The following is a 24651-nucleotide window of genomic DNA, read 5'->3' as shown; positions in this document are numbered from 1 at the left end:
TTTTTCGGTTCCACACCGAGAAAAAAACTGCACCGCCGCAGAAACCACGCTTTCCGACGACGGTTTCCAGCGCTGGGACGCGCGGGGGGAAAAGCGCCCCGGCCGCGGTTTCCCGCGGCCGTGCGTCCGGCTGTCGCCTGGGTCAGACGAGCCAGCCGAGAACGTGCGCCAGGTGCGCCAGCGCGCCGGTGAGGATGTCGTGGCAGTAGTGGGCGTGCTGGGCGAACATCTGCATGGAATGGCTCCTTTTGAATAGCTTCTGGATTCCCTGGAGTGCTCTCCGTGGAGAGCGGAGTCAGGTTTTCACCGTGCTGGCGAGGTGTCAAAGAGCCATTCCTGAACGACATTGCCACTGCGGAATCTTCCCATGCTAAACACGTAATCCCTTCGTGTTTGACGCCGGGGTGCCCGCTTTGGCGGTCAACCACTCTGGGTAGCGAGCGAGGTGAAGATCACCGTCGGTAGTTCCGACCTTGATCCGGCATCCTGGGCACTCGCGTAGCTCGATGTGGTGATCACTGGACACGAAAGGTGAATTTACGACGATCACCCTTTCGGGTGGCGGGCAACGCAAAAAAGGGACGCCGGGTGCGGAGTTCCGCACCCGGCGTCCCCTTGCTGGGTAAAGGATTCAGGCTCGCGCGAACGAGAGTGTCTCGCCCTCGACGCCCCGCAACCAGAGGTCCTGCGCGGCCGCCGCCATCTCGGCCAGGCCCTCCTCGATCGTGGCGAACACGTTGCCGGGCACCCAGCCCGCGTCCCCGTTGATCAGCAGGTTGTTGCGCCCGTAGAAGATCGCGAGGTCGGTCGCGCCCTGGTCGCTGTGCGCTTCGCTGTCTTCGTCGTAGCCGTACGCCGGGTTGCCGATCTCCCAGGCTTCGAACCCGAAGTACACGACGTCGCCGGGGATCGGCGTGATCGTCGGGTTCTCGCGCCCGGGCTTCGGCTCCGCGAACGGCGGCACGAGCGTGTAGACCTCGTTGCGCGCGTACTTCGCGTGATAGGCCGAGCCGCTCTGCGGCAGCGCGTCCCACACCGCTTTGCAGGTGCGCGGCGCCTCGTCGTCGAGCAGCCTTGCCCGGCAGGTCACCCCGCGCTTGTCCAGGGTGATCGTGATGTACCGGGCCATGCTCAGCTCCCCGTGACGGAAGCGACGACCTCGCCCCAGGTGCGCAGCGCGTCGTCGACCTGTTCGGCGTTGACGATCAGCGGCGGCACCATGCGGACGACGTTCATGTACGGCCCGCAGGTGAGCAGCAGCAGCCCGTTCTTGGCGGCGGTCTGCTGCGCGGCGGCCGCGGTCGCGGCGTCCGGCTCGCCGTCGGCGGTGGTGAACTCCGAGCCGACCAGCAGGCCGAGCCCCCGCACCTCGCCGATCGCCGGCGTCTTGTCCGCGATCACTCGCGCGCCTTCGAGCAGCTGGCGCCCGCGCTCGGCGGCGTTCTCCACCAGGTTCTCCTGCTGGATGACCTCGAGCGTCGCGATCGCCGCGGCGCACGAGACGGCATTGCCGCCGTACGTGCCGCCCTGGGAACCCGGGAGCGCCTTCGCCATCAACTCCTGCGAAGCGGCGATGCCCGACAGCGGGAAGCCGCTGGCCAGGCCCTTCGCGATGAGCACGATGTCGGGGGAGACGTCGAAGTGGTCGTGCCCCCAGAACTTCCCGGTGCGGCCGAAACCGGTCTGGATCTCGTCGACGACGAGCAGGATCCCGTGCCGGTCCGCGCGCTCGCGCAGTCCGGCCATGAACTCCGTGTTGGCTGGGACGTACCCGCCCTCGCCGAGCACAGGCTCGACGAAGATCGCGGCGGTCTCGTTGGGCGCGCTGACTGTCTGGAACAGGTAGTCCAGCTCGCGCAGCGCGAACTTTGTCGCGGTCTGCTCGTCCCAGCCGTAGTGGTAGGCGTAGGGGAACGGCGCGACGTGCACACCCGCCATCAGCGGGCCGATGCCGGCGCTGAACCGCGTCCCGGACGTCGTCATCGACGCCGCCGCGACGGTCCGGCCGTGGAAGCCGCCCTGCATGACGATGACGTTCGGACGTTTTGTCGCCTGCCGCGAGAGTCGCAACGCAGCTTCGACGGCTTCGCTGCCCGAGTTCGAGTAGAAGAGCGAGTCGAGCCCGCTCGGCAGGACGTCGCCGAGCCGTTTTGTCAGCTCGAGCAGAGGCTGGTGCATCACGGTCGTGTACTGCCCGTGGACGAGCTTGCCGATCTGCTCCTGCGCCGCGCGCACGACGTGCGGATGACAGTGCCCGGTGCTCGTCACGCCGATGCCGGCGGTGAAGTCGAGGTGGCGTTTGCCGTCGATGTCGTAGAGGTAAACCCCTTCACCGTGGTCGACCACGACGGGCGTTGCCTGCTTGAGCAGCGGAGATAGCTGGGCCATGGCAGCGTGCTCCTTGGTCGGTTGAGCGGGTTGTCGATTGTTGACAATATCCATAGCATGGCCGTCGGGACAACACGTGAGGAGCAGTCGGGATGAGCGCGAGCACCGAGTCCGGCGTCGTCGACGCGGTCGGCAAGGAACTGTTCATCGGCGGCAAGTGGGTCGCCGCCGGGTCCGGGAAGACGTTCCCGGTGGTCGACCCGGCCACCGGCGAAGAGCTGTGCCAGGTCGCCGACGCCTCCCCGGCGGACGGCGTTGCAGCTCTGGATGCCGCGGTCGCCGCCCAGGCGGACTTCGCGAAAATGGCACCGCGGGAGCGCGGGGAGATCCTGCGCCGGGCATACGAACTATTGATGCAGCGCCAGGACGAGCTCGGCCTGCTCATGACCCTGGAGATGGGCAAGCCGCTCGCCGAGTCGAAGGGTGAGATCGCCTACGCCGCCGAGTTCTTCCGCTGGTTCGCCGAGGAGGCCGTCCGGATCGACGGCGGCTTCGCGACCGCCCCGAACGGCACGGGCCGGTTCCTCATCACCAAGCAGCCAGTGGGGCCGACCCTGCTGATCACGCCGTGGAACTTCCCGATGGCGATGGGCACCCGCAAGATCGGCCCGGCCATCGCCGCGGGCTGCACTTCGGTGATCAAGCCGGCTGCGCAGACGCCGCTGTCGATGCTCGCGCTGGCCGGCATCCTCGCCGAGGCCGGACTGCCCGAAGGCGTGCTCAACGTCATCACCACCAGCGACTCCGGCGGCGTGATGGAGCCGCTGATCCGCGACGGGCGGGCGCGCAAGCTCTCGTTCACCGGGTCCACCGGGGTCGGCCGGAAGCTGCTGGAGCAGTGCGCCGACAAGGTGCTGCGGACGTCGATGGAGCTGGGCGGCAACGCGCCGTTCCTGGTCTTCGACGACGCCGACGTGGACGCGGCCATCGACGGCGCGATGCAGGCGAAGATGCGCAACATCGGCGAGGCCTGCACCGCGGCGAACCGGTTCTACGTGCAGCGCGGCGTCGTCGAAGAGTTCTCCCGGCGGCTGACCGAGCGCATGCAGGCCCTGCCGATGGGCCGCGGCACGGAGAAGGACGTCGTGGTCGGACCGCTGATCGACGACAAGGCCGTCGAAAAGGTGACGGAGCTGGTCAAGGACGCCACCGACCGCGGCGCGAAGGTGCTCACCGGCGGCTCTGGCGTCGACGGTCCGGGCCACTTCTACCAGGCCACCGTGCTCACCGACGTTCCGCAGGAGGCGCGGCTGACGCACGAGGAGATCTTCGGGCCGGTCGCCCCGATCACGCCCTTCGACACCGAAGAAGAGGCAGTGACGAAGGCGAACGACACCGAGTTCGGCCTGGTCTCCTACGTCTACACCAGCGACCTCAAGCGCGCGCTGCGCGTCTCCGAAGCGCTCGAAGCCGGCATGATCGGGCTCAACCAGGGCATCGTCTCGAACCCGGCGGCGCCCTTCGGTGGAATCAAGCAGTCAGGGCTCGGCCGCGAAGGCGGCACGGTCGGCATCGAGGAGTTCCTCGAGACCAAGTACATCGCGGTGGCCCTGTGAGCTCCTACCGCATCGCGAGCATCCCCGGCGACGGGATCGGCGTGGACGTCACGGTCGAGGCCCGCAAGGTCCTCGACCGGGCTTCCGCGCTCTTCGGCTTCTCCTTGGAATGGACGGAGTTCGACTGGAGCTGCGAGCGGTACGCCCAGCTCGGCGCGATGATGCCGGAGGACGGCGTCGCGCAGCTCTCGGCGTTCGACGGCATCCTGCTCGGCGCGGTCGGCTTCCCCGGCGTCCCGGACCACGTTTCGCTGTGGGGCCTGCTGATCCCGCTGCGGCGCGCATTCCAGCAGTACGTCAACCTGCGCCCGGTGCGACTGCTGCCGGGCACGACGTCCGTGCTGACCGGCCGGAAGGCCGAGGAACTGGAGCTGGTCATCGTCCGGGAGAACTCCGAAGGCGAGTATTCCGCGATCGGCGGACGGCACAACGCCGGGCGTCCCGACGAGTTCGTGCTGCAGGAGTCGGTCTTCACGCGTGTCGGTGTCGAACGGATCATCCGGTACGCGTTCGAGCTGGCGCAGACGCGGTCTTTGCGCGTCTGCTCGGCGACGAAGTCCAACGGGCTCATCCACTCGATGCCCTTCTGGGACGAGATCTTCGCCGAGGTCGCGGCCGAGTATTCGGATGTCCACAGTGAACAGATGCACGTGGATGCCTTGGCCGCGCGGATGGTCCAGGCGCCGGACCGGCTCGACGTCATCGTGGGGTCGAACCTCTTCGGCGACATCTTGAGCGACCTCGCGGCCGCGATCACCGGCGGACTCGGCATGGCGCCGTCCGGCAACATCAACCCATCGGGTGAATTCCCGTCAATGTTCGAGGCGGTCCACGGGAGCGCTCCGGACATCGCGGGACGGGGAATCGCCAACCCCGTGGCACAGATCCTGGCGGCCGCAATGCTGGTCGAACACTTGGGCGAAACCGTTGCCGCGCAAGCGATCCGAACCGCGGTGGACCGGGTGCTCGACGAGGGCCGCGTGCGGACCCCCGACCTCGGCGGCACGCATACCACAGAACGGCTCGGCACGGCGGTGGCCGAAGCGCTGGGCTGAGTTTTTGTCGGTGCCCTCCGGCACGGTGGCCCCAAGTCCACCGAGGGGGAGGAGGCACCGATGTGCCGGCAGTGCGAGGACCCGGACAGATCCGGGTACGTGGAACGGCTTCGGGACGGCGTGGCCGACCGGGGCTGGCTTGTGCAAGGCGTGGAAGAGAGCGGGCTGTACCCGCCGTGGGCCTACACGATCGGCCTCAGTGGGTACGGCCTGCCCGAACTGGTCGTGACCGGCCTGCCCGTGCCGGAGGCCGCCCAACTGCTCAACGACATGGCTTTGCACGCGCTGCACGCAACGCCGTCCTCGCCGGGGGAATCCGTTGCGCTACGCGGTAAACCGCCGATCGAGGTCGTGCCGGTCACGGAGCCGTCCGCGCACCTGGTGTTCGCGGTGGCCCTGTACGGCCCGGAAGTCCGCGCGCTGCAACTGGTGTACGCGGATCCGCAGGGCCGCTTCCCGTGGTCCCCGGACTTCCGTGACGGCCGCGGTGGCCAGCCGGTCCTGGGAGTCCGTCATGCGTGCTGACTGCGGGTGCGGTGTGCCGGTGGGTTGTTTCCCGATACCGATACCGTCGGTCCAGGTACGCGTGCCGTTCTCTCCGGTGCGCGAAAAAAACGTCCGGATGCGCGCGTCCGTTCCGGCCCGCGAACCGTTCGTCCGGGTGCGTGTGCCGGCCTCGCAACCACGCATGTCGGCTCTGCGATCACGCGTGTCGGCCGTCAGATCACGGGCGTCGGCGCTCCGATCACGCGTTTCCCGGCACCGGCGGGGCGTGCCCCTCTTTGAGGCTCGTCCCCGGCGCGAGCCGCTGGACCGCGTCCTCCATGTGCGAGTCGAGCAGGGCCAGCGCCGTCTCCTCGTCGCCGTCGCGCAGGGCCTGGATGAGCTTCGTGTGCTCCTCCACCCGTTCCTCGACCCGCTGGTAGGTGCTCTGAAGCGCGGTCAGGCACATGCGCGTCTCGATGAGCAGGGTCCGCGCCATCCGGACGAGCCGCTTGCTGCCGGAGGCGTTGATGAGGGCCTCGTGGAACTTGAGGTCCGCCGTGGAAAGCGCGCTCGGGTCGTCTTCGCTCGCGGCCGTCGCCATCTCCGTGACGGTGTGCTCGAGGACGTCCGCGATCCGGTCCCGTTCCCCGCCACGCACGGCGCGGATCATCGCGGCACGTTCGATCGCGGAGCGGGCGGCGTAGATGTCGTAGACGTCGCCGGGCTCGAGGTCGATCACGAACAGCCCACGGTGCCGCTCGCTGCGCAGGAGGCCTTCGGATACCAGGTGCTGCATCGCTTCCCGGAGTGGCCCCCGTGACACCTGGAACCGTGAGGCCAGCTCGGTTTCGCCGAGCTGGGTGCCCGGCGGGAGGGCGCCGGTCATGATCGCGTCGCGCAGCTGACGCGCGATGACCGCGGCCGTCGACTCGCGGCTCACCGGCTCGATCTCGGGCAGCATGCCCGGTGGCAGGGCCATCTCAGGCGCTCCCGTCCGGCAGATGCCGGAAGAGCGCGCCGAGCGAGCGGACGAGCCGATGCTGTCCGGTCAGGCGCAGGCCTTCCCAGACGGTGACCTGGTTGGCGGTCAGCACGGGCTTCTTCAGCGCGAACTCGACCGCGTTGATCTCCTGGAGGGTCCGCATCGCGGTGTCCGGCACCAGCACGGCGTCGGCGTCCGGGTGGTCGTGGCTGACGGCGAGATCGATGACAGCCTCCGGCGTCATCGAGCCGACCTCGGCGGCGGTGATGATGTCGGCGCTGGCCATCGCGACGACTTCGATGCCACCGGCTTTGAGGAAGTCCACGAACAGCTGGGCGATGTCGTCCGGGTAGCTCGCGGCGACGGCGACCCGCTTGACGTTCAGAGCACGCGCGGCGTGCACGAACGCGAAGGAGGTGCTGGAGGCCGGCACCCCGGCGACGGCGGCGAGGCGGTCGGCCTGGTCGCGGGCGCCGTCCCAGCCGTAGACGAAGCTGCCGCTGGTGCACGCCCAGACGACCGCGTCCGGTTCGTGCTTCCCGAGCAGGGCGGCGCCGTCGGCGAGACGGGCTTCGCTGCCGAGGTCGAGCAGTTCGGCGACCGCGTGCTTGTCGGTGCCGTAGATGTGCTCGACCGCCAGCCGGATGTCGCCCTCGTCGGCCGCCGCGCCGCCGAGCAGCTGCTCGGCCAGCGGGTAGTCGTCTTCGGCCGCGTGGTCGGGGTAGATGAAACCGATGGTGGTCACGAAACCTCCGGAGGGACGCAAATTGTCGACAATCCTAGAGGGCTGGTCAAGGAAATCCTTCACGACACGTCACGAAGCCACTTCCCGGGTCCGACGATCGGCAGGTTCATCCGGCGCAGGCACGCCCACATGGTCAGCTGGTTGGCCGTGAGCACCGGCTTGCCGAGCGCTGCTTCCAAGGGCTCGATCAGGTCGTAGGTGGGGAGGTTGGTGCAGCTGACGAAGATCGCCTCGGCGTCGCCGTGGTCGGCGGCGAGAATGCGTTCGGCGATCGTCCGGTAGCTGACCTTCCAGATTCCACCGCCCAGTCCGAGGTGGTCGCTTGCCACCGTCTCGACGTTCAGCTCGCCGAGGAAGTCGTGCAGAGCTGCGGTCAGGTCGGCGTCGTAGGGCGTCAGCACCGACACACGGTGCAGGTCGAGCTGGAGCAGCACCTCTGCGAGCGCACCCGAGGTGGTGACCGCGTCCGGTGCGCCTGCGTCGCAGATCGCCTTGGTCAGGGAGCGCTCGTAGTCGACGCCGTTGACGAAGCTGCCCGACGTGCAGAGATAGGCGACCACCTCGGGCTCGACGTGCAGCACGTCGCGGGTGGCGCCGGCCAGGTGGTGGCTGTCGCTGACGAGACGTGCCATCTCCATGCTCACCGGCACGGGCTCGTACGGCGTGCGGGCGAGGTGCAGCGACACCTCGATCGGCACCCATCGCCAGAGCTCGCGCTCCAGTGCGAGGTCGAAGGGCGCGATGACCCCGATGCCGCGTTGAGCCAGCGGGCCGTCGAACGCCAGGAAGTCGAAATCCAAGGCTCAGCCTCCGGAATACGTCTGAACTTGACACGTCCGGTGCTCCGGGGGTCGTTCCTCGGATTGTTGACAATCATACGAGCCGCTTTTACCGTGTCAACGTGATCGCCTCGGAAAACCGGGAAACTCCCGTCCTGGCCGTGCTCTGCGGCGAGCACCGTCCACCGGACATGCTTGCTGTCGAATCCGGGGCGGTCGTGCGTTACACGGACGCGGACGGCCTCGCGGATGCGCTGGCCGGAGCGGACGCACTCTTCGTCTACGACTTCCTCTCCACGGCGGTGCCGGGCGCCTGGCACGGCGCCGACCGGCTGCGCTGGCTGCACATCGCCAGCGCGGGCGTCGACCCCGTGCTGTTTCCGGGGCTGGTCGAGAGTGACGTCGTCCTGACCAACTCGCGCGGAGTCTTTGATGACGCGATCGCGGAGTACGTGCTCGGCGTCGTGCTGGCATTCGCGAAGGACTTCGCGCGGTCTCGCGACCTGCAGCTCGCAGGTCGCTGGCAGCACCGCGAGAGCGAGCGCATCGCCGGGCGCGAGGTGGTGGTCGTCGGCACCGGGCCGATCGGTCGGGCCATCGCGCGGCTGCTGCGCGCCACAGGGATGCGGGTCAGCGGCGCCGGCAGGCGGGAGCGCACTGGCGACCCTGACTTCGGCGTCGTGCACGAGTCTTCGCGGCTCACCGAGTTTTTGCCGCACGCCGACTACGTCGTCGCCGTCGCACCGCTGACCGAGCACACCAAAGGCATGTTCGACGCGCGTGCGTTCGCCGCGATGAAGCCGTCCGCGCGGTTCGTGAACGTCGGGCGGGGCGAGCTGGTGGTCACCTCGGATCTGGTCGAGGCGCTCGCGGACAAGACCATCGCCGGCGCGGCGCTCGACGTCTTCGACACCGAGCCGCTGCCCGCGGAGAGCCCGCTTTGGCGCATGCCGGACGTGCTGGTCTCGCCGCACATGTCCGGCGACTTCGTCGGCTGGCGGAACACGCTGGTCGAGGTGTTCGCCGAGAACTTCCGCCGCTGGCGCGCTGGGGAGCCGCTGCGCAATGTCGTCGACAAGTCGCTCGGCTACGTGCCGTCGGGGAACCAGGGAGCCGGATGAACGACAGGATGCTGACCGCCAGCGAGCTCGTCGCCGCATACGCGACCGGCGAACTCTCGCCGGTCGAGGCGACGCAGAACGCGCTGCAGGCCATCGAGGACCGGGACGGCGAGTGCAACGCTTACTGCCTCGTCGACGCCGACGGGGCGCTCGAACAGGCCAAGGCGTCCGAGATCCGCTGGCGGGACGGCAACCCGATCGGCCTGCTCGACGGCGTACCGTCCTCGATCAAGGACATGTTCCTCACGCAGGGGTGGCCGACCGTCCGGGGTTCGAAGAGCATCAGCCCGGATCAGCCGTGGGACGTCGACAGCCCGGTCGCCGCGCGCATGCGTGAGGCCGGCCTGGTGCTGCTCGGCAAGACCACCACGCCCGAGATCGCCTGGAAGGGCGTCACCGACAGCCCGCTGCAGGGCATCACGCGCAACCCGGTCGACCCGTCGAAGACCGCGGGTGGCTCGAGCGGCGGCAGCGCCGCGGCCGTCGCGGCGGGGATGGGCGAGTTGTCGGTCGGCACCGACGGCGGTGGCTCGGTGCGGATCCCGGCGTCGTTCTGCGGGATCGTCGGGCTGAAGCCGACCCACGGCCGGATCCCGCTCTACCCGGCGAGCCCGTTCGGGCCGCTGTCGCACGCCGGACCGATGGCGCGGTCGGTGGACGACACCGCGCTGCTGCTGGACGTGCTGTCGATGCCCGACCACCGTGACCCGGCCGCGCTGGCGCCGCCGGTGGCGTCGTTCCGCGAGGCCGTCCGGCGGGACGTGCGCGGCCTGATCGCAGCCTTCTCGCCGACGCTCGGGTATGTCGACGTCGACCCGGAGATCGCCGAGATCGTCGCGGCTGCGGTGCGCGCGCTGGGCGACGCGGGGCTACGCATCGAGGAGACCGACCCGGGGTTCACCGACCCGAAGCCGGCGTTCGACGTCCTGTGGTCGTCGGGTGCGGCGAAGCTGCTCGACTCGTTCCCGCCGGGCTCCGAGGACCGGACCGACCCGGGCCTGCGGAAGGTCTGGGAGCTGGGCAAGACGTGGAGCGCGAGCGACTACCTCGACGCCACGGCCGAGCGAGCAGCCCTGGGCATCCTGATGGGCGAGTTCCACACGCGCTACGACGTGCTGATCACCCCGACGATCCCGATCGCCGCGTTCGAAGCCGGGCACAACGTGCCGCCGGGCAGCGGGTTGAGCGAGTGGCCGGAGTGGACGCCGTTCACGTACCCGTTCAACATGACGCAGCAGCCGGCGATCAGCGTTCCGGCCGGCCGCACGTCCGCGGGGCTGCCGGTGGGCCTGCAGATCGTCGGTCCGCGCCACTCGGACGACCTCGTGCTGGCCGTGGCGAAGCTCTTGGAGGAAGTCCGGCCCTGGGCGCTTGCCTGACCACACTTGAGGGTGAAACCCGGGCCGTCGCGGAGAAAGCTGTGCCACTGTCGGCCGGGTGAACGCTCCAGGCTGGCGGTACGAACGAGCCATTCCCACGGTAGACGCGACCGGACAGCCAACCCGGGTGGTGGTCGGCCTGATCGAGCAGGGCGACCGCCTGGCGGCAGCGGTCCGGGTGGACGACGGCAAGGCGGCGCTGGTCCCGTTGGAGACGGGCGGCGAGTTGCTGAAGGCGTTGCGCGAGACGCTGGAGAACTGGTGGCGCCTCGACGGCCACCGCGACCTGACACCGGAACCTCGCGCGGGCCGTTGACCGGCGCAGTTCTCGCGCCGGGCGAACCTGCAGCTCTCCGCGGCCGGAGCCTGCAGCTCGCCGCGGCCAAAGCGGGTGCACCTCTCGCGCCGGAACGATCCCGGCCAGGGCCCGCCCTGTCCCGGGGGTCGGCCCCCTGGCCAGTCTATCGGGCGGTGTGGGCGGTTCTGGCTTTTCGGGGGTTTCGCGCCGGAGTTGTCCACAACCGGCTGAGGGTGGGGACAACCGCGTGCCGCGGGCGCAAGCGATGCTGAGCCTTTCGTCTGTGGCACGCTGCGGCCATGACGAGCGATCGCTACTTCGAGGACTACGTCCAGGGCACGACCTACGACTGCGGCAGCGTTGAGGTCACCGAGACCGAGATCCTCGAATTCGCCCGGCGCTACGACCCGCAGAGCTTCCACACCGACGCGGTCGTCGCGGCGGAGGGGCCCTTCGGCGGGCTGATCGCCAGTGGCTGGCATACCGCCAGCCTGATGATGCGGCTCTACGCCGACCACTACCTGTCCACTGTGTCCAGTCTGGGGAGCCCGGGCGTCGACGAGCTGCGGTGGCCGCGTCCGGTGCGGCCGGGAGCCGTGTTGCGGCTGCGGGCGACCGTCACCGAGGCGCGGCTCTCCCGCTCGAAGCCGGATCGTGGACTGGTGCGCACGCACGTCGAGCTCGTCGACGCGGGGGACGATGTCGTCTTCAGTGCGAGCCTGCTGAACTTCATCCTGGTTCGCCCGAGCTGACCGGTGCGTGGCGGACCAGGCCGCGCACCTGCGGGTTGACCAGCACCAGCACCGTCGCGGCGACGACCAGGGCCGCGCCGCCGAGCAGGGTTGCTTCGTGGCCGGCGGCTTCGGCGAGGGGGCCCGCGCTGATCTGGCCGAGCGGCATCGCGACGAACGAGCCGAGCATGTCGTAGGAGTAGACGCGGGCGAGCTTGGCGGGCGGGATGTTCTCCTGCAGCGACACGTCCCACGCGACGGAGAACTGCTCGATCGCGATCCCGGACAGGAACATCGCGAACAGCAGCGGCAGCAGGTACGGCGTCTCGCCGAGGGCGAGCATCGGCAGCGCGTCGACCATGACCAGCGCGACGCCGATCAGGAGCATCCGCCGCGGCTGCCAGCGCGCGGCGACGATGCCGCCGAGCAGCGACCCGGCGGTCTGCACGGCCAGCGCGAGCCCCCAGCCGGTGCGGCCGAAGGTCTCGTCGGCGACAAGCGGGCCGATCACCAGGAGCGCGCCCGCGTTCACCGCGTTGACCACCATGAACTGCAGCACCACCAGCCACACCCACGAGCGGGCGCGGAACTCGTGCCAACCCACGGCGAGCTCGGCGAGCGGACGGCTGCCCGGGATCCGCTCCTCGCGCGGCAGCCGGATCCGGCGGTACGACAGCGCCGCGGCGAGGAACAGCACGGCGTTCCCGGCGAGCGCCCAGCCGGAGCCGACGAACGCGACGAGGATCCCGGCGAGCCCGGCGCCGGCGATGCGGCCGACGTTCGAGAGCAGCCGGACCAGCGCGTTCGCCTGGGCGAGCAGCGGAGAAGGCACGGTCAACGGCGTGAGCGAGGCGGCGGCGGGCAGGGAGATCGCCGAGACGGCGCCGTTGAGCAGGCTGAGCCCGACCAGCAGCGGGATCGAGGCGAATCCACAAAGGACGCTCGCGGCGATGGCGGCCTGCGTGAGCGCGGCGGCGGTTTCGGTGCCCTGCAGGATCACTGACCGCGGCAGCCGGTCGGCCAGCATGCCGCCGAACAGCACGAGCAGGACGTTGGCGATCGACCGCGCCCCGACGACGATCCCGAGATCAACGGCCGACCCGGTCAGGTCGACGACCGCGAAGGCCAGCGCAAAGGGCGCGACGGCGTTGGCGAAGTCGGCGAACGTCCGGCCGGTGACGAGGGCTCGAAAGCGGGTCTCGCGTAGCGGGGCGAGCAGTGGGTTCATGGGAGAAGCTCCGGGGGTGTGGGTGGCAACTCGACGGCGAGGGTGACGGCCGGTGGGACAAGAGGATTCGCGCGAAGCTTGGCGGCGGGGTTCAGGTGGCTCGGTTAACGAGCGTTCACGCGGCTGCTTATGGTTGGTCGCGGACGCGGACGTAGCCGCTTCGCCGCGACGACGGCCAATAGAGATGCTCTAGCCGCTCCGCGAGCGCGCCGACGGGCACCGGCGTCGTACCTCCCAGGCGGCGCGCTCACTGCGGTTCGCCCAGTTCGAACAGGGCCACGCTTGCGCTGACCCGCACCGTCCCTGGGGTTCGCGGTGGCTGCGCCGCGTCGTGCAGCTCTTGGCTCAACGTCGTCGCCCGCTCGAGCAACCCCGCCCACACCGCCGGGTTCACCCACAGCTCCGCGTCCGTCAGCGATGCCGGGCGGTCCGCCGCACGGGAACTTGCCCGGCGGAGCAGCTCGCTCGCGATGGCCTTCGTCAAGAGCTGCTCTTCTGCCGGGGCGTGGCGCGTCAGGCGGCGGCCCGAGTCCGGGTGGTGGCGGTAGCGCTTCGCCCGGCCGCCGCGGATCTGGACCTCCTCGGCCACCTCCACCAGGCCCGCTTCGTGCAGGCGGCGCAGGTGGTAGCTGATGTTCGCCTGCGTGTCGTCCAGCTCTCGCGCCGCTTCGGCCGCGCTCATCGCCGTGCCCGTCAGAAGGGACAGGATGCGCATGCGCAGCGGGTGGGCCAGGACACGCAGGTGGTCGTGGGGCATGGTGCGAGTCTGCCACGACTGTCAAAGACTTATTTGGGGGTTTCGTTGACCGGGAAGACTGACGCTTAGAGAGAAAACTCCGTGCCGTCCGCCGGGAGCAGTGCGCCGGCGGTCAGCACTGCGGCGTGTTCTGGGGATGCCGGGTCCAGCACCGGGTTCGTGTTGTTAACGTGCGTTAACGCCCAGCGCGGCCCCGGCCGCCCGGTGATGCGGGCCAGGCTCGCGGTGATCGGGAGGTGCCCCATCGCGAGCTGGTCCGGCCCGTCGACACCGGCCATTTCGTCCGGCGCGTAGAACGTGCCGTCGAGCAGCACCAGAGATGCACCCTTCACGAACGAGTCGAAGCCCGGCGGCCAGCACTTCAGGCACGGCGCGTAGACCAGCACACCGCCGGTGACCGGGTCCTCGATCCGGTAGGCGACCACCCACGGGCCGTCCTGCGCGGACGTGTACTTCGGCCGTTTGTCACTCACCGGAAGGCAGGCGACTCGCAGTCCCGGAAGGTCCTCCGGTGGCCGCCAGTCCCAGCCGCCGTAGCTGTCGAGGATCGCGCGTACGGGCGCGAGCCCCTGCCGCACCGCGTCGGGCGCCCACACCGGGAGACCGCCCGACTCGCGCAGCATCAGCAAACCCAGGGAGTGGTCCAGCTCGGCGTCGGTGAGCAGCACTCCGCGCACCGGGATCTCGCGCGGGCCGGGCCCGGCCCGCAACGCCGGCGTGGAAAGGATCTGGGACCGGATGTCGGGTGAACAGTTGAGCAAGTACCAGCCTGCGCCGTCGGCGCTCACCGCGACGCAGTCCTGGGTGCGCGGCGGGAGTCCGGACGTGCACAACCGGCACGCGCAGTTCCACTGCGGGCACCCACCGCCCGCGGCTGTGCCGAGCAGGATGACCTTCACCGGCGCATGACCAGCTCGGACGTGCCCGGCCGGGACAGGATCAGGTCGACGACGTCGCGCTGCGGCGACCGCGAGCACACCGGGTCGGTCGCCGCGGCGTCGCCGGTGAGCAGGAACGCCTGGCAGCGGCAGCCGCCGAAGTCGAGCCCGCGGCGGTCGCACGTGCGGCACGGCTCGGCCATCCAGTCCTCGCCGCGGTAGGCGTTGAAGGACTCGGAGCGGTACCAGATGTCGGCGAGCGGGGTGTCCCGCACCGAGGACAGCTGCAGTGTCGTGATCGCCGACGCCGCGGGGCACGGCAGGACGGTGCCGTCCGGCGCGACGGTCAGCTGCCGCGCGCCCCAGCCGTACATGCACGGTTTCGGGTATGGCTCGTAGTAGTCGGCGACGACGTAGACGATCTCCATCGTGCCGCGCAGCCGCGAGCTGGCCGCGCGCACGATCGGCTCGGCGGCCTCGAGCTGGGCCGGCGTCGGCATCAGCGCGTCGCGGTTGCGCAGCGCCCAGCCGTAGTACTGGGTGTTCGCCAGCTCCAGCCGGTCGGCGCCCATCCGCTCGGCCAGGGCGATGATCCCGGCCAGCTCGTCGTGGTTCTGCCGGTGCAGCACGACGTTCAGCGACAACGGCAGCCCGGCCGCCTTCACGAGTGCGGCCGCGGCGAGCTTCCGGTCGTGCGCCTTGGCTCCGGCCAGCAGGTTCGCGCGCTCCCGCGTCGCGCCCTGCGCCGACAGCTGGATGTGCGCCAGGCCGCGTTCGACGAGGTCGTCCAGCCGCGACGCGGTGAGGCCCAGCCCGGAGGTGACGAGGTTGACGTAGCAGCCGAGGCTGCTCGCGTGCGCCACCAGCTCCGGCAGGTCGGGGCGGGCCAGTGGTTCGCCGCCGGACATGTGCACCTGCAGCACGCCGAGCTCACGCGCCTGCGAAAGCACCGAAATCCAGTCCTCGGTGGACAGCTCGGCGTCGCGCGACACGAGTTCAAGAGGATTGGAGCAATAAGGACAATGCAACGGGCAACGGTGGGTCAGCTCGGCGAGGAGGCCGAGCGGCGGGGTCACGTCCATGCGACGACCCGCCGTTCACCCAGCCGGGACAATACTTCGAGGACGTCGTCGGCCCGGACGCCGGAAAAGCGCTTTCCCAGGACCGTCGTGATTTCGGTGACGGATCGCGCTCCGTCGCAGAGTTCGAGCACCGCGGCCGCCGTCGCGTTCGGCACCAGGACACCTTCGGGGAACAGAAGCACGTGCGTCTCCCGGACGTGGTCGAAGGACAGCCGCACACCGCGGCGCAGCTGCGGGACGGACGCCGCGGTGATCATCCCGCCGCCCGCTCGATCGCGTCCAGCATGGTCCACAGGACGTCGCACTTGAAGGCCAGCGCGGCGATCGCGCGGTCCTGCTGTTCGCGCGTGACGCAGTGGCGGACCACGATGTCGAGGGTGTCCTTGCCCTCGCCGGAGACCTTGTCGATCCGGTTGGTGAAGTAGGCGAGGTCCGCGGGCGCGATCCACGCGTAGTTCGCCAGCATGTCCGCGACGCGTTGCTGCATCAGGTGCCCGGCGAACATCTCGGTGAGGCCGGAGGCGACGGCCTCCCACCACGGTTTGGTGCGCGCGAAGTGCACGTAGGCGTCGACGGCGAAGCGGACACCGGGGACGACGTGGCGCTGGTCGAGCACCTCGTCGCGGTCGAGGCCGACCGCGGCGCAGAGGCGCAGCCAGCGTTCGGCGCCGCCGTCCCCGGCGGTGGTGCCGTCGTGGTAGACGATCCGGTCGAGCCAGTGCCGCCGGATCTCCGGCAGGGGGCAGTTGCTGATGATCGCCGCGTCCTTCTGCGGCAGCGCCTGCTGGTAGTACCAGCGGTTGGCCGCCCAGACGCGCAACCCGCGCTCGGTCAGCTCACCCGCGTGCAAGCGGTGGTGGAACGGGTGCGTGCCCCAGTACCGGCCGGAAAGACCGCGCAGCTCAGCCGTGAATGCGCTTTCCGGCAATGGCTCGACGGTCACGGTTCAGTCCGCCATGCGGGCCGCGTAGGCGGTCACCTCCATGGGAGTTTCGTATTCGACGAAGTCGGGCGTGGTCCACACTTCGGTGCCTTCGGTCATTTCCTGCTCCTCTCGCGGAACTGATCTCCGCCACCGTAGGAGCGCGGAGAGCGAGCTGGCCAGAGCAGTTCGGAAACTTTCCTTCCTATGGCCGAGTGCGGGTGCCGCTCACCGGTGCTACCTGACCGCGGCCTCCAGCTCGACGAGCGCCGTGTCGAGGTGCGTCAGGATCCGCTGCAGGTGCGGCACGCTGCGCCGGCAGCCGGTGACGCCGAAGTCGAGGTTGTCGCCGTTGCTGGTCAGCGTGATGTTGACGGCCTGGCCGTCGAGCAGCACCGACGCCGGGTAGATGCCGTCGAGCTGGGCGCCGTTCCAGTACATCTGCTTGCGCGGGCCGGGCACGTTCGAGATCACCAGGTTGAACGGCGGGCGCGTGTTGTTCACGACGCCCGGGATGGGCGAGGCGCCCAGCTGCGCGACGTTAACGGCCGATAACAACAGCGTCTGCAACGGCGTCAGCTCCGAGAACAGCCGCTTGCCGTTGCGCATGGACTGGTGGATCGTGACGAGCCGCTTGCCCGCGTCCGGCAGGTCGGTGGCGAGGTTGCACAGCAGCGCGCCGATGTTGTTGCCCGACGCTTCGCCGGGGTCGTTCTGGCGGCGCAGCGACACCGGCACCATCGCGACGAGCGGCGCGTCCGGCAGCGCGCGCTGCTCGATGAGGTAGTCCCGCAGCGCGCCGGAGCACATCGCGAGCACGACGTCGTTGCGCGACACTCCGGCGGCGGTGGCGACCTTCCGGACGCGGTCGAGCGACCACGACTGCGCCGCGAACCGCCGCGCGCCGCCGATCGGGACGTTGAACATCGTCCGCGGCGCCTGCCCCGGCAGGGTCACCGTGTGCTCGCTGAACGCTTCCCGCGCCACCTTCATCGCGGCGGGCGCCAGGCCGGCGAGCTGGTTGACGGTCTTGCCCGCGGTCTCGAGGAGCGAGCGAGGGCTCTTGGCGGGCTTTTCACCGGGCTTGCGCCGGCTGCCCCACCACGGCGGGCAGTCCAGGTCGCCCGGGTCGTCGGACAGCGTGCCCTGCAGCTGGCGCAGCGCGGAGACGCCGTCCATCAGCGCGTGGTGCACCTTCGTGTAGACGGCGAAGCGGCCGTCGGCCAGGCCTTCGATGAGGTGGGTCTCCCACAACGGGCGGTGCCGGTCGAGGAGGGTGCTGTGCCAGCGTGACGTCAGCTCCAGCAGCTCGCGGACGCGGCCCGGCTGCGGCAGCGCCGAGTGCCGGAAGTGGTAGTCGAGCTCGAGGTCGGTCTCGGCCCGCCAGGCGACGTGTCCCATCGTGTTGACCGGGCGGGCCGGGCGGCGGCGGAACACCGACCGCATGTTGTCCGATTCGAGCAGGTTCCGGCGGACGTCGCGCAGGTAGTCCGGGCCCGCGCCGTCCGGTTTCTTGAACAGCTGCAGACCGCCCACGTGCATCGGATGCTCGCGCGTTTCGACCAGGAGGAACATCGAGTCGGTCACGGGCATCATCGCCATAGGACATCACCTTCCGCACTCGGCACGCCGACTCTACGCGCTCGGCGACCGTGGGTGGATCACGTTCTACATTGGCGAGTATGACCGTCCGCGGCTCCGGGGAAACGTCCTTGCCACCGATGGCCGAGTGCGTCGTGGTCGGCGGCGGGGTGATCGGGGTGAGCTGCGCGTTCCGGCTGGCCGAGGCCGGGGTGGACGTCCTGCTGCTGGAGCGCGGCGGCCTGGGAGAGGGCTCGACGGCGAAGGCGGCCGGCGGCATCCGCTCGTCGTTCACCAGCGGTGTCAACGTCGAGCTGGGCCTGCGCGGGCTCGCGGCGTACAGCGCTTTCTCCGACGACTTCGGCGTCGAGATCGACTTCAGGCGGGACGGCTACCTGTACCTGCTCACCGACCCCGCGGACGTGCCCGCATTCGGACATTGCGCAGAGCTGCAACAGGCGCACGGCGTCCGGAGCTACCTGCTCGAGCCCTCCGAAGCGAAGCGCGTCATGCCGCTGCTGGAGACCGACGGGCTGGTCGCCGCGCTCTGGTCGCCGGATGATGCGAAGGCGACTCCGGACGCCGTCGTGCAGGGCTATGCGAGAGCTGCGCGCGCGAAAGGCGCGGAGCTGCGCACCGGCGTGGAGGTCACCGGCATCGAGCGGGACGGCGACCAGTTAACCGGCGTTAACACGTCGGCGGGGTTCGTCCGGACAGGTGTGGTCGTGTGCGCTGCAGGCGCGTGGTCGGGGCGCGTCGGGGAGCTGGCCGGGCTGGACCTGCCGGTGCGTCCCTTCCGGCGGCAGGTCGTCTTCACCGGACCTGTGCCCGACCTGCCGGAGCAGGTGCCGCTGACCATAGAGATGCCGTCCGCGTTCTACTTCCACCGGGAGGGTGCAGGTCTGGCGATGTCCGTTTGCGACGACGACGGCTTCCCGGGCTTCGACACCCGCTACGAAGCCGGCGAGTGGCTGCCGCGGCTGGCCGAGGTGGCCGGGCGGCGGATTCCGGCCGTGCTCGACGCCGGGGTCCGGACCGCCTGGGCCGGGTTGTACGAAATGACGCCGGACCGCAACCAGATCATCGGGGAAAGCGTCCTCCTGTCGCGGTTCTTCTACGCGACCGGTTTCTCCGGCCACGGCTTCCAGATGGGCCCGGCCGCCGGGGAGCTCGTCCGGGACCTCTACCTGGGGCGACCGCCGGCCGTGGACATCACCGGGCTCGACGTCCGCCGGTTCGAAGGCGCCGATACCGCACCGGCCGAGCGCAACATCGTCTAGGGGCTGATTGCCAGATCGTTCAACGATCTGGCAGTATCCGGGCCGTGGCTGTGAGTGGTGCTCGGGAGCTGGTGGACGCGCTGAAAACGCTCGGGACCGAGATCGTCTTCGGGCTCCCGGGAGTGCACAACCTGCCGTTGTGGGAGGCGCTCGCCGAAACCGACATCAAGCTCGTCGGGGTCCGGCACGAGCAGACCGCCGGCTACGCGGCCGACGGGTACGCCCGCGCCACCGGCAAGCTCGGCGTCGCGCTGGTGACCACCGGGCCGGGCGCGGCGAACACCCTCGGCGCGGTCGGCGAGGCCATGGCGTCCGCGGCTCCGGTGCTGGTCATCGCCACCGACATCCCTTCGACGCTGCGACGTCCGGGTGTTGTGCGCGGGGTGCTGCACGAGACGTCCGACCAGCAGGCGATGTTCGCGCCGGTGACCAAAGGCGGCTTCACCGTGCGGGCCGCCGACCAGATCGGCACCACCGTGCACCGCGCGGCGCGGCTCGCGCTGCAGCCGCAGAGCGGGCCCGTCTACCTCGGCGTGCCGACCGACTACCTGCGCGAGACGGTGCCGCACCGGCGTCCGCCCGCGCCGCACCGCAAGCCCGAGAGCGACGTCCCCGACCTCGCGCGGGCCGAAGCGATGCTGTCCGACGCGCGCAACCCGCTGATCTGGGCCGGGGGCGGCGCGCTGCGGTCGGGCGCGGGGGACGCGATCGGCGCGCTCGCCGAGAAGATCGCCGCGCCGGTGATCACCACCTTCGGCGCGCGCGGCCTGCTGCCGCTCGACCACCCGTGCCTGGCGCCGAACCCGGTGCACACGCCGGAGGTCGGGGAGCTGTGGGACGAGGCCGACGTCGTGCTCGCCATCGGCACCGACTTCGACGGCCTGATGACGCAGAACTGGCTGATGCCGAAGCCGCGGCAGCTCATCGCGGTCAACGTCGACGCCGACGACGCCGCCAAGAACTACCCGCCGGACCTGACGCTGGTCGGTGACGCGCGGGCGATCGTCGAGCGGCTGCTGCCGAAACAACGTCCTGGCCTCAACGACATCACGTTGCGGCTGGCCGGGATCGGCCGCCGGGTGCGGCAGCGCATCCGCGAGGAAGAGCCGCAGGCCTACGACTTCCTGTCCACTTTGGACGAGGTGCTGCCGACGAACGCCGTGCTCGTCTCCGACATGTGCGTCGCCGGGTACTGGGTCGGCGGCTTCCACCGGGTGCGGGCGCCGCGCAAGCTCGCCTACCCGATGGGCTGGGGCACTCTGGGGTACGGCTTCCCGGCGTCGCTCGGCGCCGCTGCCGCGGGGGTCGGGCGCGCCATCTGCATCACCGGGGACGGCGGTTTCCTTTACGCCTGCGGAGATCTCGCGACGCTCGCACAGGAACAGCTGCCGGTCACGGTGGTCCTGGTCGACGACGGCGGATACGGCATGCTGCGCTACGACCAGGAACGCGAGGGACTTCCGCGTCGCGGGGTCGACTGGGACAGCCCGGACTTCGTCGGTCTCGCGCGGTCCTTCGGGGTGCACGCCGACCGCGTGTCCGGGTTCGGGCGGGCGTTCCGGCGGCTGCTCGGGGAGTTCGTCGAGTCGGACGAGCCGAACGTGCTGGTGGTGAAGGCCAAGCTGAAGCCGCCGCTCAACACCTCGCCGCGGTGGTACCGGAAGGCCGCGGGATGAGGGTCGGCGTCGACATCGGCGGCACGTTCACCGACCTCTGCGCGGTGGACGAGACCGGGACCGTCGCGGTCGGCAAGGTCCTGACCACGCACGATGAGCCGGCGCGTGCGATCGCGCAGGCACTCGACGCGCTGCTGGCGGACGCCGGGATCGTCGCCGGGGACGTCGAGCAGGTCGTGCACGGGACGACGCTGGTGACCAACGCGCTGATCGAGCGCAAGGGCTCGCGGACCGCGCTGCTCGCGACGGCGGGCTTCCGCGACGTCCTGGAGATGCGGCGCGAGCACCGGTACGAGCTCTACGACCTGCACCTCGAACTGCCCGCACCGCTCGTGCCGCGGCACCTGCGCTTCGACGTCCCGGAAAGGATTCTGGCCGACGGGTCCGTCCACACCGGACTCGACGAGGCGCACGTCGCGCGGCTGGGCCGGGAGCTCGTGGCACGCGGCATCGAAGCGGTCGCGGTCTGCTTCCTGCATTCGTTCACCAACCCGGCCCACGAACGGCGCGCCGCCGAGATCCTGGCCGAGGCGGCGCCGTCGCTCAGGGTGGCGTTGTCGTCGGACGTCGTCCCGGAGATCCGCGAGTTCGAGCGTGCCTCGACCACGGTCGCCAACGTCTACGTTCAGGACCTCACCGAACGCTACCTGCGGGACCTCGAAGACCGGCTGCGGCGGCTCGGGATCAGCGGGGCGCCGCTCATCATGCTGTCCAACGGCGGTCTGGCCACTGTGGACACCGCGGCCCGGCACCCGATCCGGATCCTCGAGTCCGGCCCGGCGGGCGGGGCACTCGCCGCGGCCGCGATCGGACCCGGCGACCTGCTGGCCTTCGACATGGGCGGCACCACGGCGAAACTGTGCCTGATCGCCGGCGGCGCACCACTCGTGACCCATCAGTTCGAAGTGGACCGCAAGTACCGGCTGCTCCCGGGATCGGGGCTGCCGGTGCAGGTGCCGGTCACCGACATGATCGAGATCGGCGTCGGCGGCGGCTCGATCGCCCGGATCGACGCGCTCGGCCTGCTGACCGTCGGGCCCGACTCGGCGGGCTCCGAGCCCGGGCCCGTCTGTTACGGCCGGGGCGGCACCGAGCCCACCGTGACCGACGCCGACCTGGTGCTCGGTTATCTCGACCCGGGGTACTTCCTCGGCGGCAGCATGACACTCGACGCCGCGGCGGCGCGGTCGGCCATCGCGGAAAAGATCGCCGGACCACTCGGTGCGAGTGTCGAAGAGGCCGCGTGGGGCATCCACACGAGTGTCAACGAGGATATGGCGAACGCCGCGCGGGTGCACGCCGTCGAGCGTGGCCAGGACCCGGTGAAGCTGCCGATGTACACCTTCGGCGGCGCGGGCCCGGTGCACGGCGTGGGTGTCGCCCGCGCGCTCGGGGCGCCGTCGGTCGTCGCGCCGCCGGCCGCCGGAGTGCTCAGCGCGGCCGGGTTCCTCACCGCGCCGCTGGCGTTCGACTTCGTCCGGTCGGCCCGCGCGGCCGTGCACGACCTGGCGTGGGAGCAGGTCGACGCGCTGTTCGCCGAGATGGAGGCCGAGGGCGCGGCGCTGCTCGCGAAGTCCGGTGTGGACGAAGTGACCCATCGGCGGATCGCCGAGATGCGCTATTCCGGTCAGGGATACGAAATCCGCGTCCCGGTCCACGGTGGCAGCTGGCCGGACACCCTCATCGAGGAGTTCACGGCCACCTACCGCGCGCTCTACCGGCGCACCGGGCCCGAGGTCGGCGTCGAGGTGCTGAACTGGCGCGTCGTCTCGAGCGGGCCCGCACCGGACGTCACGTTGCGGCTCAAGACGCGGGTGACCAGCGGTGACGCGCGCAAGGGCACCCGCAAGGCCTACTTTCCCGCAGCCGGAGGATTTGTCGACACGGCGGTCTTCGACCGGTACCGGCTCGAACCAGGCGTGCGGATCGACGGACCGGCCATTGTGGAGGAACGGGAGTCCACTGTGGTCGTCCCACCCGGCGCGCACTGCGTCGTCCGAGAGGACGCCACGCTGGAGGTGACGGTGTGAGCGTCGACCCGATCCTGGTCGGACTGTTCGGCAACCGGCTGCACTCGATCCTCGCCGAGCAGCAGAACGCGCTGGTCAGCACGGCTTTCTCCGCGGTGGTGCGGGAATCGCTCGACCTGGCCTGCGCGGTGTTCGACTCGCGCGGCGAGATGATCGGGCAGTCCGTCGGCGGCACGCCCGGCCACATCAACGCGATGGCCACCGGCATGCACCACTTCGTCGCCGCCTACCCGCCGGAGACGCTCGAACCCGGTGACGTGCTGCTCACCAACGACCCGTGGCAGACCGCCGGGCAGATCAACGACATCACCGTGGCGACGCCGGTGTTCCGGCGTGGCCGGCTCGTCGCGTGGTTCGCGTCGTGCTGCCACGCGCCGGACATCGGCGGCCGGCTCGTCTCCGCCGAGGCGCACGAGGTCTTCGAAGAGGGCCTTCGGCTGCCGATCCTCAAGTTCCTGCGCGCGGGCGAGGTCAACACCGACCTGGAACGGCTGATCCGCGCCAACGTCCGGACGCCGGAGGAGACCATCGGCGACCTGTACGCGCAGGTCACCGGCAACGAGGTCGGCGCGGCGAGCCTGCTGCGGCTCCTCGACGAGTTCGGGCTCGACTCGCTCGACGACGTCGCCGCGGAGATCATGAACCGGTCCGAGAAAGCTCTGCGCGACGCGCTGCGGGAGCTGCCGGACGGCACGTACACCAACGAGATCGCCACCGACGGCTTCGATGACGAAGAAGTCGTCCTGCGGGTGACGGCCACTGTGGACGGTGACGAGATCCACCTCGACTTCGCGGGTTCGTCGCCGCAGAGCCGCCGGGGGATCAACGTCGTCCTGAACTACACGCGCGCGTACGCGTCGTTCGCGGTCAAGGCGGCGATCTCGCCGGAGGTGCCGCACAACGCCGGGTCGTTCCGGCCGGTGCACGTCACCGCGCCCGAACGTTCGGTGCTGAACTGCCTGCCGCCCGCGCCGGTCGCGTCGCGGCACCTGATCGGGCACTTCCTGCCGTCGCTGCTGATCGGCGCGCTGCCCCGCACCGCGATCGCGCCGAGCGCCGACGCGCTGTGGATGACCATCTGGCGTGGTCCCGGGTTCATGCTCAACGTCTTCCAGACCGGCGGGACGGGCGCCCGGGTGGACAAGGACGGCCTGAACACCACCGGTTTCCCGAGCGGGCTGCGGTCGACGCCGACCGAGGTCATCGAGACGATGGCGCCGCTCGTCCAGCACACCCGGGAGCTGCGGGTGGACTCCGGCGGCGCCGGAAGGTGGCGCGGCGGTCTCGGTCAGGTGACCACGATGGCGGTCCGCGGCTCGGAAGCGTGGAGTGTCAACGGGAACGTCGACCGGGTGCGTGCCGAAGCGTCCGGAGTGGACGGCGGCGGGCCGGGCGCGGCCGGCCGGTTCGGGCTGTGCGAGGGCGACGACCTGCCCGCGAAGAGCCGGGTGACGCTGGCCGCGGAGTCCGTTGTGGACGTCACGCTGCCGGGCGGCGGCGGGTACGGGCCGCCGTTCGAGCGGCCGGTGACGGCGGTGCTCGCCGACGTCGTCGAGGGGTACGTCTCGGTGGCGGCGGCGCGTGTGGTGTACGGCGTAGAGGTGCGTTACCTCGGGGAACCGGACGCGCTCGTCCGGCTGCCCGAGGACTACGAGGTGGACGACGAGCGGACAGCTCGGCTGAGGGCAGGGGAGTGA

24 protein-coding genes are annotated in these 24651 nt (G+C 70.2%); 11 read left to right on the top strand and 13 right to left on the bottom strand.

Features of this window, described 5'->3' with window-relative positions; translation table 11 throughout:
* Window positions 1-631 precede the first annotated feature (631 nt).
* A complete protein-coding gene (locus ACZ61C_RS38095) occupies window positions 632-1129 on the bottom strand; it encodes a DUF3830 family protein (protein WP_465312772.1) in 498 nt (165 codons plus the stop codon).
* A gap of 2 nt (window positions 1130-1131) precedes the next feature.
* Window positions 1132-2388, bottom strand: coding sequence for an aspartate aminotransferase family protein (locus ACZ61C_RS38090; RefSeq protein WP_465312771.1), 1257 nt, complete (start codon window positions 2386-2388; stop codon window positions 1132-1134).
* Window positions 2389-2480: 92 nt separating this feature from the next.
* Between ACZ61C_RS38090 and ACZ61C_RS38085 the strand changes: the two genes are divergently transcribed.
* From ACZ61C_RS38085 to ACZ61C_RS38075, 3 genes are read left to right on the top strand one after another with little or no spacing between them, the layout of a single operon-like run.
* A complete protein-coding gene (locus ACZ61C_RS38085; RefSeq protein WP_465312769.1) occupies window positions 2481-3944 on the top strand; it encodes an NAD-dependent succinate-semialdehyde dehydrogenase in 1464 nt (487 codons plus the stop codon).
* Window positions 3941-4999: a tartrate dehydrogenase gene (locus tag ACZ61C_RS38080; protein ID WP_465312767.1), complete on the top strand. Its 1059-nt coding sequence runs from the start codon at window positions 3941-3943 to the stop codon at window positions 4997-4999. Before ACZ61C_RS38085 ends, ACZ61C_RS38080 begins: the two co-directional genes overlap by 4 nt.
* Before the next feature lie 60 nt (window positions 5000-5059).
* Window positions 5060-5524, top strand: coding sequence for a DUF4262 domain-containing protein (locus ACZ61C_RS38075; protein WP_465312766.1), 465 nt, complete (start codon window positions 5060-5062; stop codon window positions 5522-5524).
* A 220-nt stretch (window positions 5525-5744) separates the two neighbouring features.
* Here ACZ61C_RS38075 and ACZ61C_RS38070 read toward each other — a convergent pair whose 3' ends face one another.
* Genes ACZ61C_RS38070 through ACZ61C_RS38060 form a run of 3 tightly spaced genes read right to left on the bottom strand, consistent with a single transcriptional unit; the run spans window position 5745 to window position 8012 of the window.
* On the bottom strand, window positions 5745-6464 hold the full coding sequence (locus ACZ61C_RS38070; RefSeq protein ID WP_465312765.1) for a GntR family transcriptional regulator: 720 nt from the start codon (window positions 6462-6464) through the stop codon (window positions 5745-5747).
* 1 nt (window position 6465) lies between these two features.
* On the bottom strand, window positions 6466-7212 hold the full coding sequence (locus ACZ61C_RS38065; RefSeq protein ID WP_465312764.1) for a maleate cis-trans isomerase family protein: 747 nt from the start codon (window positions 7210-7212) through the stop codon (window positions 6466-6468).
* A 59-nt stretch (window positions 7213-7271) separates the two neighbouring features.
* On the bottom strand, window positions 7272-8012 hold the full coding sequence (locus ACZ61C_RS38060; RefSeq protein ID WP_465312763.1) for a maleate cis-trans isomerase family protein: 741 nt from the start codon (window positions 8010-8012) through the stop codon (window positions 7272-7274).
* A gap of 101 nt (window positions 8013-8113) precedes the next feature.
* On the opposite strand from ACZ61C_RS38060, the gene ACZ61C_RS38055 reads away from it, so the two are divergent.
* The 4 genes from ACZ61C_RS38055 to ACZ61C_RS38040 all read left to right on the top strand — a co-directional run bounded on the left by ACZ61C_RS38055 (window position 8114) and on the right by ACZ61C_RS38040 (window position 11541).
* On the top strand, window positions 8114-9112 hold the full coding sequence (locus ACZ61C_RS38055) for a D-2-hydroxyacid dehydrogenase (protein ID WP_465312762.1): 999 nt from the start codon (window positions 8114-8116) through the stop codon (window positions 9110-9112).
* Window positions 9109-10491: an amidase gene (locus tag ACZ61C_RS38050; RefSeq protein WP_465312761.1), complete on the top strand. Its 1383-nt coding sequence runs from the start codon at window positions 9109-9111 to the stop codon at window positions 10489-10491. The genes ACZ61C_RS38055 and ACZ61C_RS38050 overlap by 4 nt, the downstream gene beginning before the upstream one ends.
* 127 nt (window positions 10492-10618) lie before the next feature.
* A complete protein-coding gene (locus ACZ61C_RS38045; protein WP_465312760.1) occupies window positions 10619-10807 on the top strand; it encodes a hypothetical protein in 189 nt (62 codons plus the stop codon).
* A 281-nt stretch (window positions 10808-11088) separates the two neighbouring features.
* A complete protein-coding gene (locus ACZ61C_RS38040; RefSeq protein WP_465312759.1) occupies window positions 11089-11541 on the top strand; it encodes a MaoC family dehydratase in 453 nt (150 codons plus the stop codon).
* Here the strand turns inward: ACZ61C_RS38040 and ACZ61C_RS38035 are convergent.
* The 8 genes from ACZ61C_RS38035 to ACZ61C_RS38000 form a co-directional block, all read right to left on the bottom strand.
* On the bottom strand, window positions 11519-12748 hold the full coding sequence (locus ACZ61C_RS38035; protein WP_465312758.1) for an MFS transporter: 1230 nt from the start codon (window positions 12746-12748) through the stop codon (window positions 11519-11521). The genes ACZ61C_RS38040 and ACZ61C_RS38035 overlap by 23 nt on opposite strands.
* A 247-nt stretch (window positions 12749-12995) precedes the next feature.
* Entirely contained in the window at window positions 12996-13505 is a 510-nt protein-coding gene (locus ACZ61C_RS38030; RefSeq protein ID WP_465312757.1) for an ArsR/SmtB family transcription factor, read from the bottom strand.
* A 65-nt stretch (window positions 13506-13570) separates the two neighbouring features.
* Window positions 13571-14404 (bottom strand): pyrroloquinoline quinone biosynthesis protein PqqB, encoded by an 834-nt coding sequence (gene pqqB, locus ACZ61C_RS38025; RefSeq protein ID WP_465312756.1) that lies wholly within the window; start codon window positions 14402-14404, stop codon window positions 13571-13573.
* Window positions 14401-15465 (bottom strand): pyrroloquinoline quinone biosynthesis protein PqqE, encoded by a 1065-nt coding sequence (gene pqqE / locus ACZ61C_RS38020; RefSeq protein WP_465312755.1) that lies wholly within the window; start codon window positions 15463-15465, stop codon window positions 14401-14403. The genes pqqB and pqqE overlap by 4 nt, the downstream gene beginning before the upstream one ends.
* A complete protein-coding gene (gene pqqD / locus ACZ61C_RS38015; protein ID WP_465312754.1) occupies window positions 15456-15722 on the bottom strand; it encodes a pyrroloquinoline quinone biosynthesis peptide chaperone PqqD in 267 nt (88 codons plus the stop codon). The genes pqqE and pqqD overlap by 10 nt, the downstream gene beginning before the upstream one ends.
* On the bottom strand, window positions 15719-16408 hold the full coding sequence (gene pqqC, locus ACZ61C_RS38010) for a pyrroloquinoline-quinone synthase PqqC (RefSeq protein ID WP_465312753.1): 690 nt from the start codon (window positions 16406-16408) through the stop codon (window positions 15719-15721). Before pqqC ends, pqqD begins: the two co-directional genes overlap by 4 nt.
* A 3-nt stretch (window positions 16409-16411) precedes the next feature.
* Complete coding sequence (gene pqqA / locus ACZ61C_RS38005) at window positions 16412-16507, bottom strand: pyrroloquinoline quinone precursor peptide PqqA (RefSeq protein ID WP_465312752.1); 96 nt, start codon at window positions 16505-16507, stop codon at window positions 16412-16414.
* A gap of 117 nt (window positions 16508-16624) precedes the next feature.
* Window positions 16625-17989, bottom strand: a complete 1365-nt coding sequence (locus ACZ61C_RS38000; protein WP_465312751.1) for a WS/DGAT/MGAT family O-acyltransferase — start codon at window positions 17987-17989, stop codon at window positions 16625-16627.
* Between the two features lie 80 nt (window positions 17990-18069).
* On the opposite strand from ACZ61C_RS38000, the gene ACZ61C_RS37995 reads away from it, so the two are divergent.
* The 4 genes from ACZ61C_RS37995 to ACZ61C_RS37980 all read left to right on the top strand — a co-directional run bounded on the left by ACZ61C_RS37995 (window position 18070) and on the right by ACZ61C_RS37980 (window position 24651).
* Window positions 18070-19248: an NAD(P)/FAD-dependent oxidoreductase gene (locus ACZ61C_RS37995; protein WP_465312750.1), complete on the top strand. Its 1179-nt coding sequence runs from the start codon at window positions 18070-18072 to the stop codon at window positions 19246-19248.
* Window positions 19249-19319: 71 nt separating this feature from the next.
* Window positions 19320-20924: a thiamine pyrophosphate-binding protein gene (locus ACZ61C_RS37990; RefSeq protein WP_465312883.1), complete on the top strand. Its 1605-nt coding sequence runs from the start codon at window positions 19320-19322 to the stop codon at window positions 20922-20924.
* On the top strand, window positions 20921-22954 hold the full coding sequence (locus ACZ61C_RS37985) for a hydantoinase/oxoprolinase family protein (protein WP_465312749.1): 2034 nt from the start codon (window positions 20921-20923) through the stop codon (window positions 22952-22954). The genes ACZ61C_RS37990 and ACZ61C_RS37985 overlap by 4 nt, the downstream gene beginning before the upstream one ends.
* The gene (locus tag ACZ61C_RS37980) at window positions 22951-24651 is read left to right on the top strand and encodes a hydantoinase B/oxoprolinase family protein (protein WP_465312748.1); all 1701 of its coding nucleotides are present in this window, start codon (window positions 22951-22953) and stop codon (window positions 24649-24651) included. Before ACZ61C_RS37985 ends, ACZ61C_RS37980 begins: the two co-directional genes overlap by 4 nt.

It is taken from the genome of Amycolatopsis sp. NPDC104587 (genome assembly GCF_055583645.1).
This window is presented reverse-complemented; position numbering and strand designations above follow the sequence as displayed.

Bases quoted from the DNA above. Each gene is read 5' to 3' on its own strand.
- ACZ61C_RS38085 (WP_465312769.1), top strand. From the start codon at position 2,481: ATGAGCGCGAGCACCGAGTCCGGCGTCGTCGACGCGGTCGGCAAGGAA.
- ACZ61C_RS37985 (WP_465312749.1), top strand. From the start codon at position 20,921: ATGAGGGTCGGCGTCGACATCGGCGGCACGTTCACCGACCTCTGCGCG.
- ACZ61C_RS38050 (WP_465312761.1), top strand. From the start codon at position 9,109: ATGAACGACAGGATGCTGACCGCCAGCGAGCTCGTCGCCGCATACGCG.
- ACZ61C_RS38070 (WP_465312765.1), bottom strand. From the start codon at position 6,464: ATGGCCCTGCCACCGGGCATGCTGCCCGAGATCGAGCCGGTGAGCCGC.
- ACZ61C_RS38095 (WP_465312772.1), bottom strand. From the start codon at position 1,129: ATGGCCCGGTACATCACGATCACCCTGGACAAGCGCGGGGTGACCTGC.
- ACZ61C_RS38075 (WP_465312766.1), top strand. From the start codon at position 5,060: ATGTGCCGGCAGTGCGAGGACCCGGACAGATCCGGGTACGTGGAACGG.
- ACZ61C_RS38040 (WP_465312759.1), top strand. From the start codon at position 11,089: ATGACGAGCGATCGCTACTTCGAGGACTACGTCCAGGGCACGACCTAC.
- ACZ61C_RS38000 (WP_465312751.1), bottom strand. From the start codon at position 17,989: ATGGCGATGATGCCCGTGACCGACTCGATGTTCCTCCTGGTCGAAACG.
- pqqE (WP_465312755.1), bottom strand. From the start codon at position 15,465: ATGGACGTGACCCCGCCGCTCGGCCTCCTCGCCGAGCTGACCCACCGT.
- ACZ61C_RS38090 (WP_465312771.1), bottom strand. From the start codon at position 2,388: ATGGCCCAGCTATCTCCGCTGCTCAAGCAGGCAACGCCCGTCGTGGTC.
- pqqA (WP_465312752.1), bottom strand. From the start codon at position 16,507: ATGACCGAAGGCACCGAAGTGTGGACCACGCCCGACTTCGTCGAATAC.
- ACZ61C_RS38030 (WP_465312757.1), bottom strand. From the start codon at position 13,505: ATGCCCCACGACCACCTGCGTGTCCTGGCCCACCCGCTGCGCATGCGC.
- ACZ61C_RS37995 (WP_465312750.1), top strand. From the start codon at position 18,070: ATGACCGTCCGCGGCTCCGGGGAAACGTCCTTGCCACCGATGGCCGAG.
- pqqD (WP_465312754.1), bottom strand. From the start codon at position 15,722: ATGATCACCGCGGCGTCCGTCCCGCAGCTGCGCCGCGGTGTGCGGCTG.
- ACZ61C_RS38035 (WP_465312758.1), bottom strand. From the start codon at position 12,748: ATGAACCCACTGCTCGCCCCGCTACGCGAGACCCGCTTTCGAGCCCTC.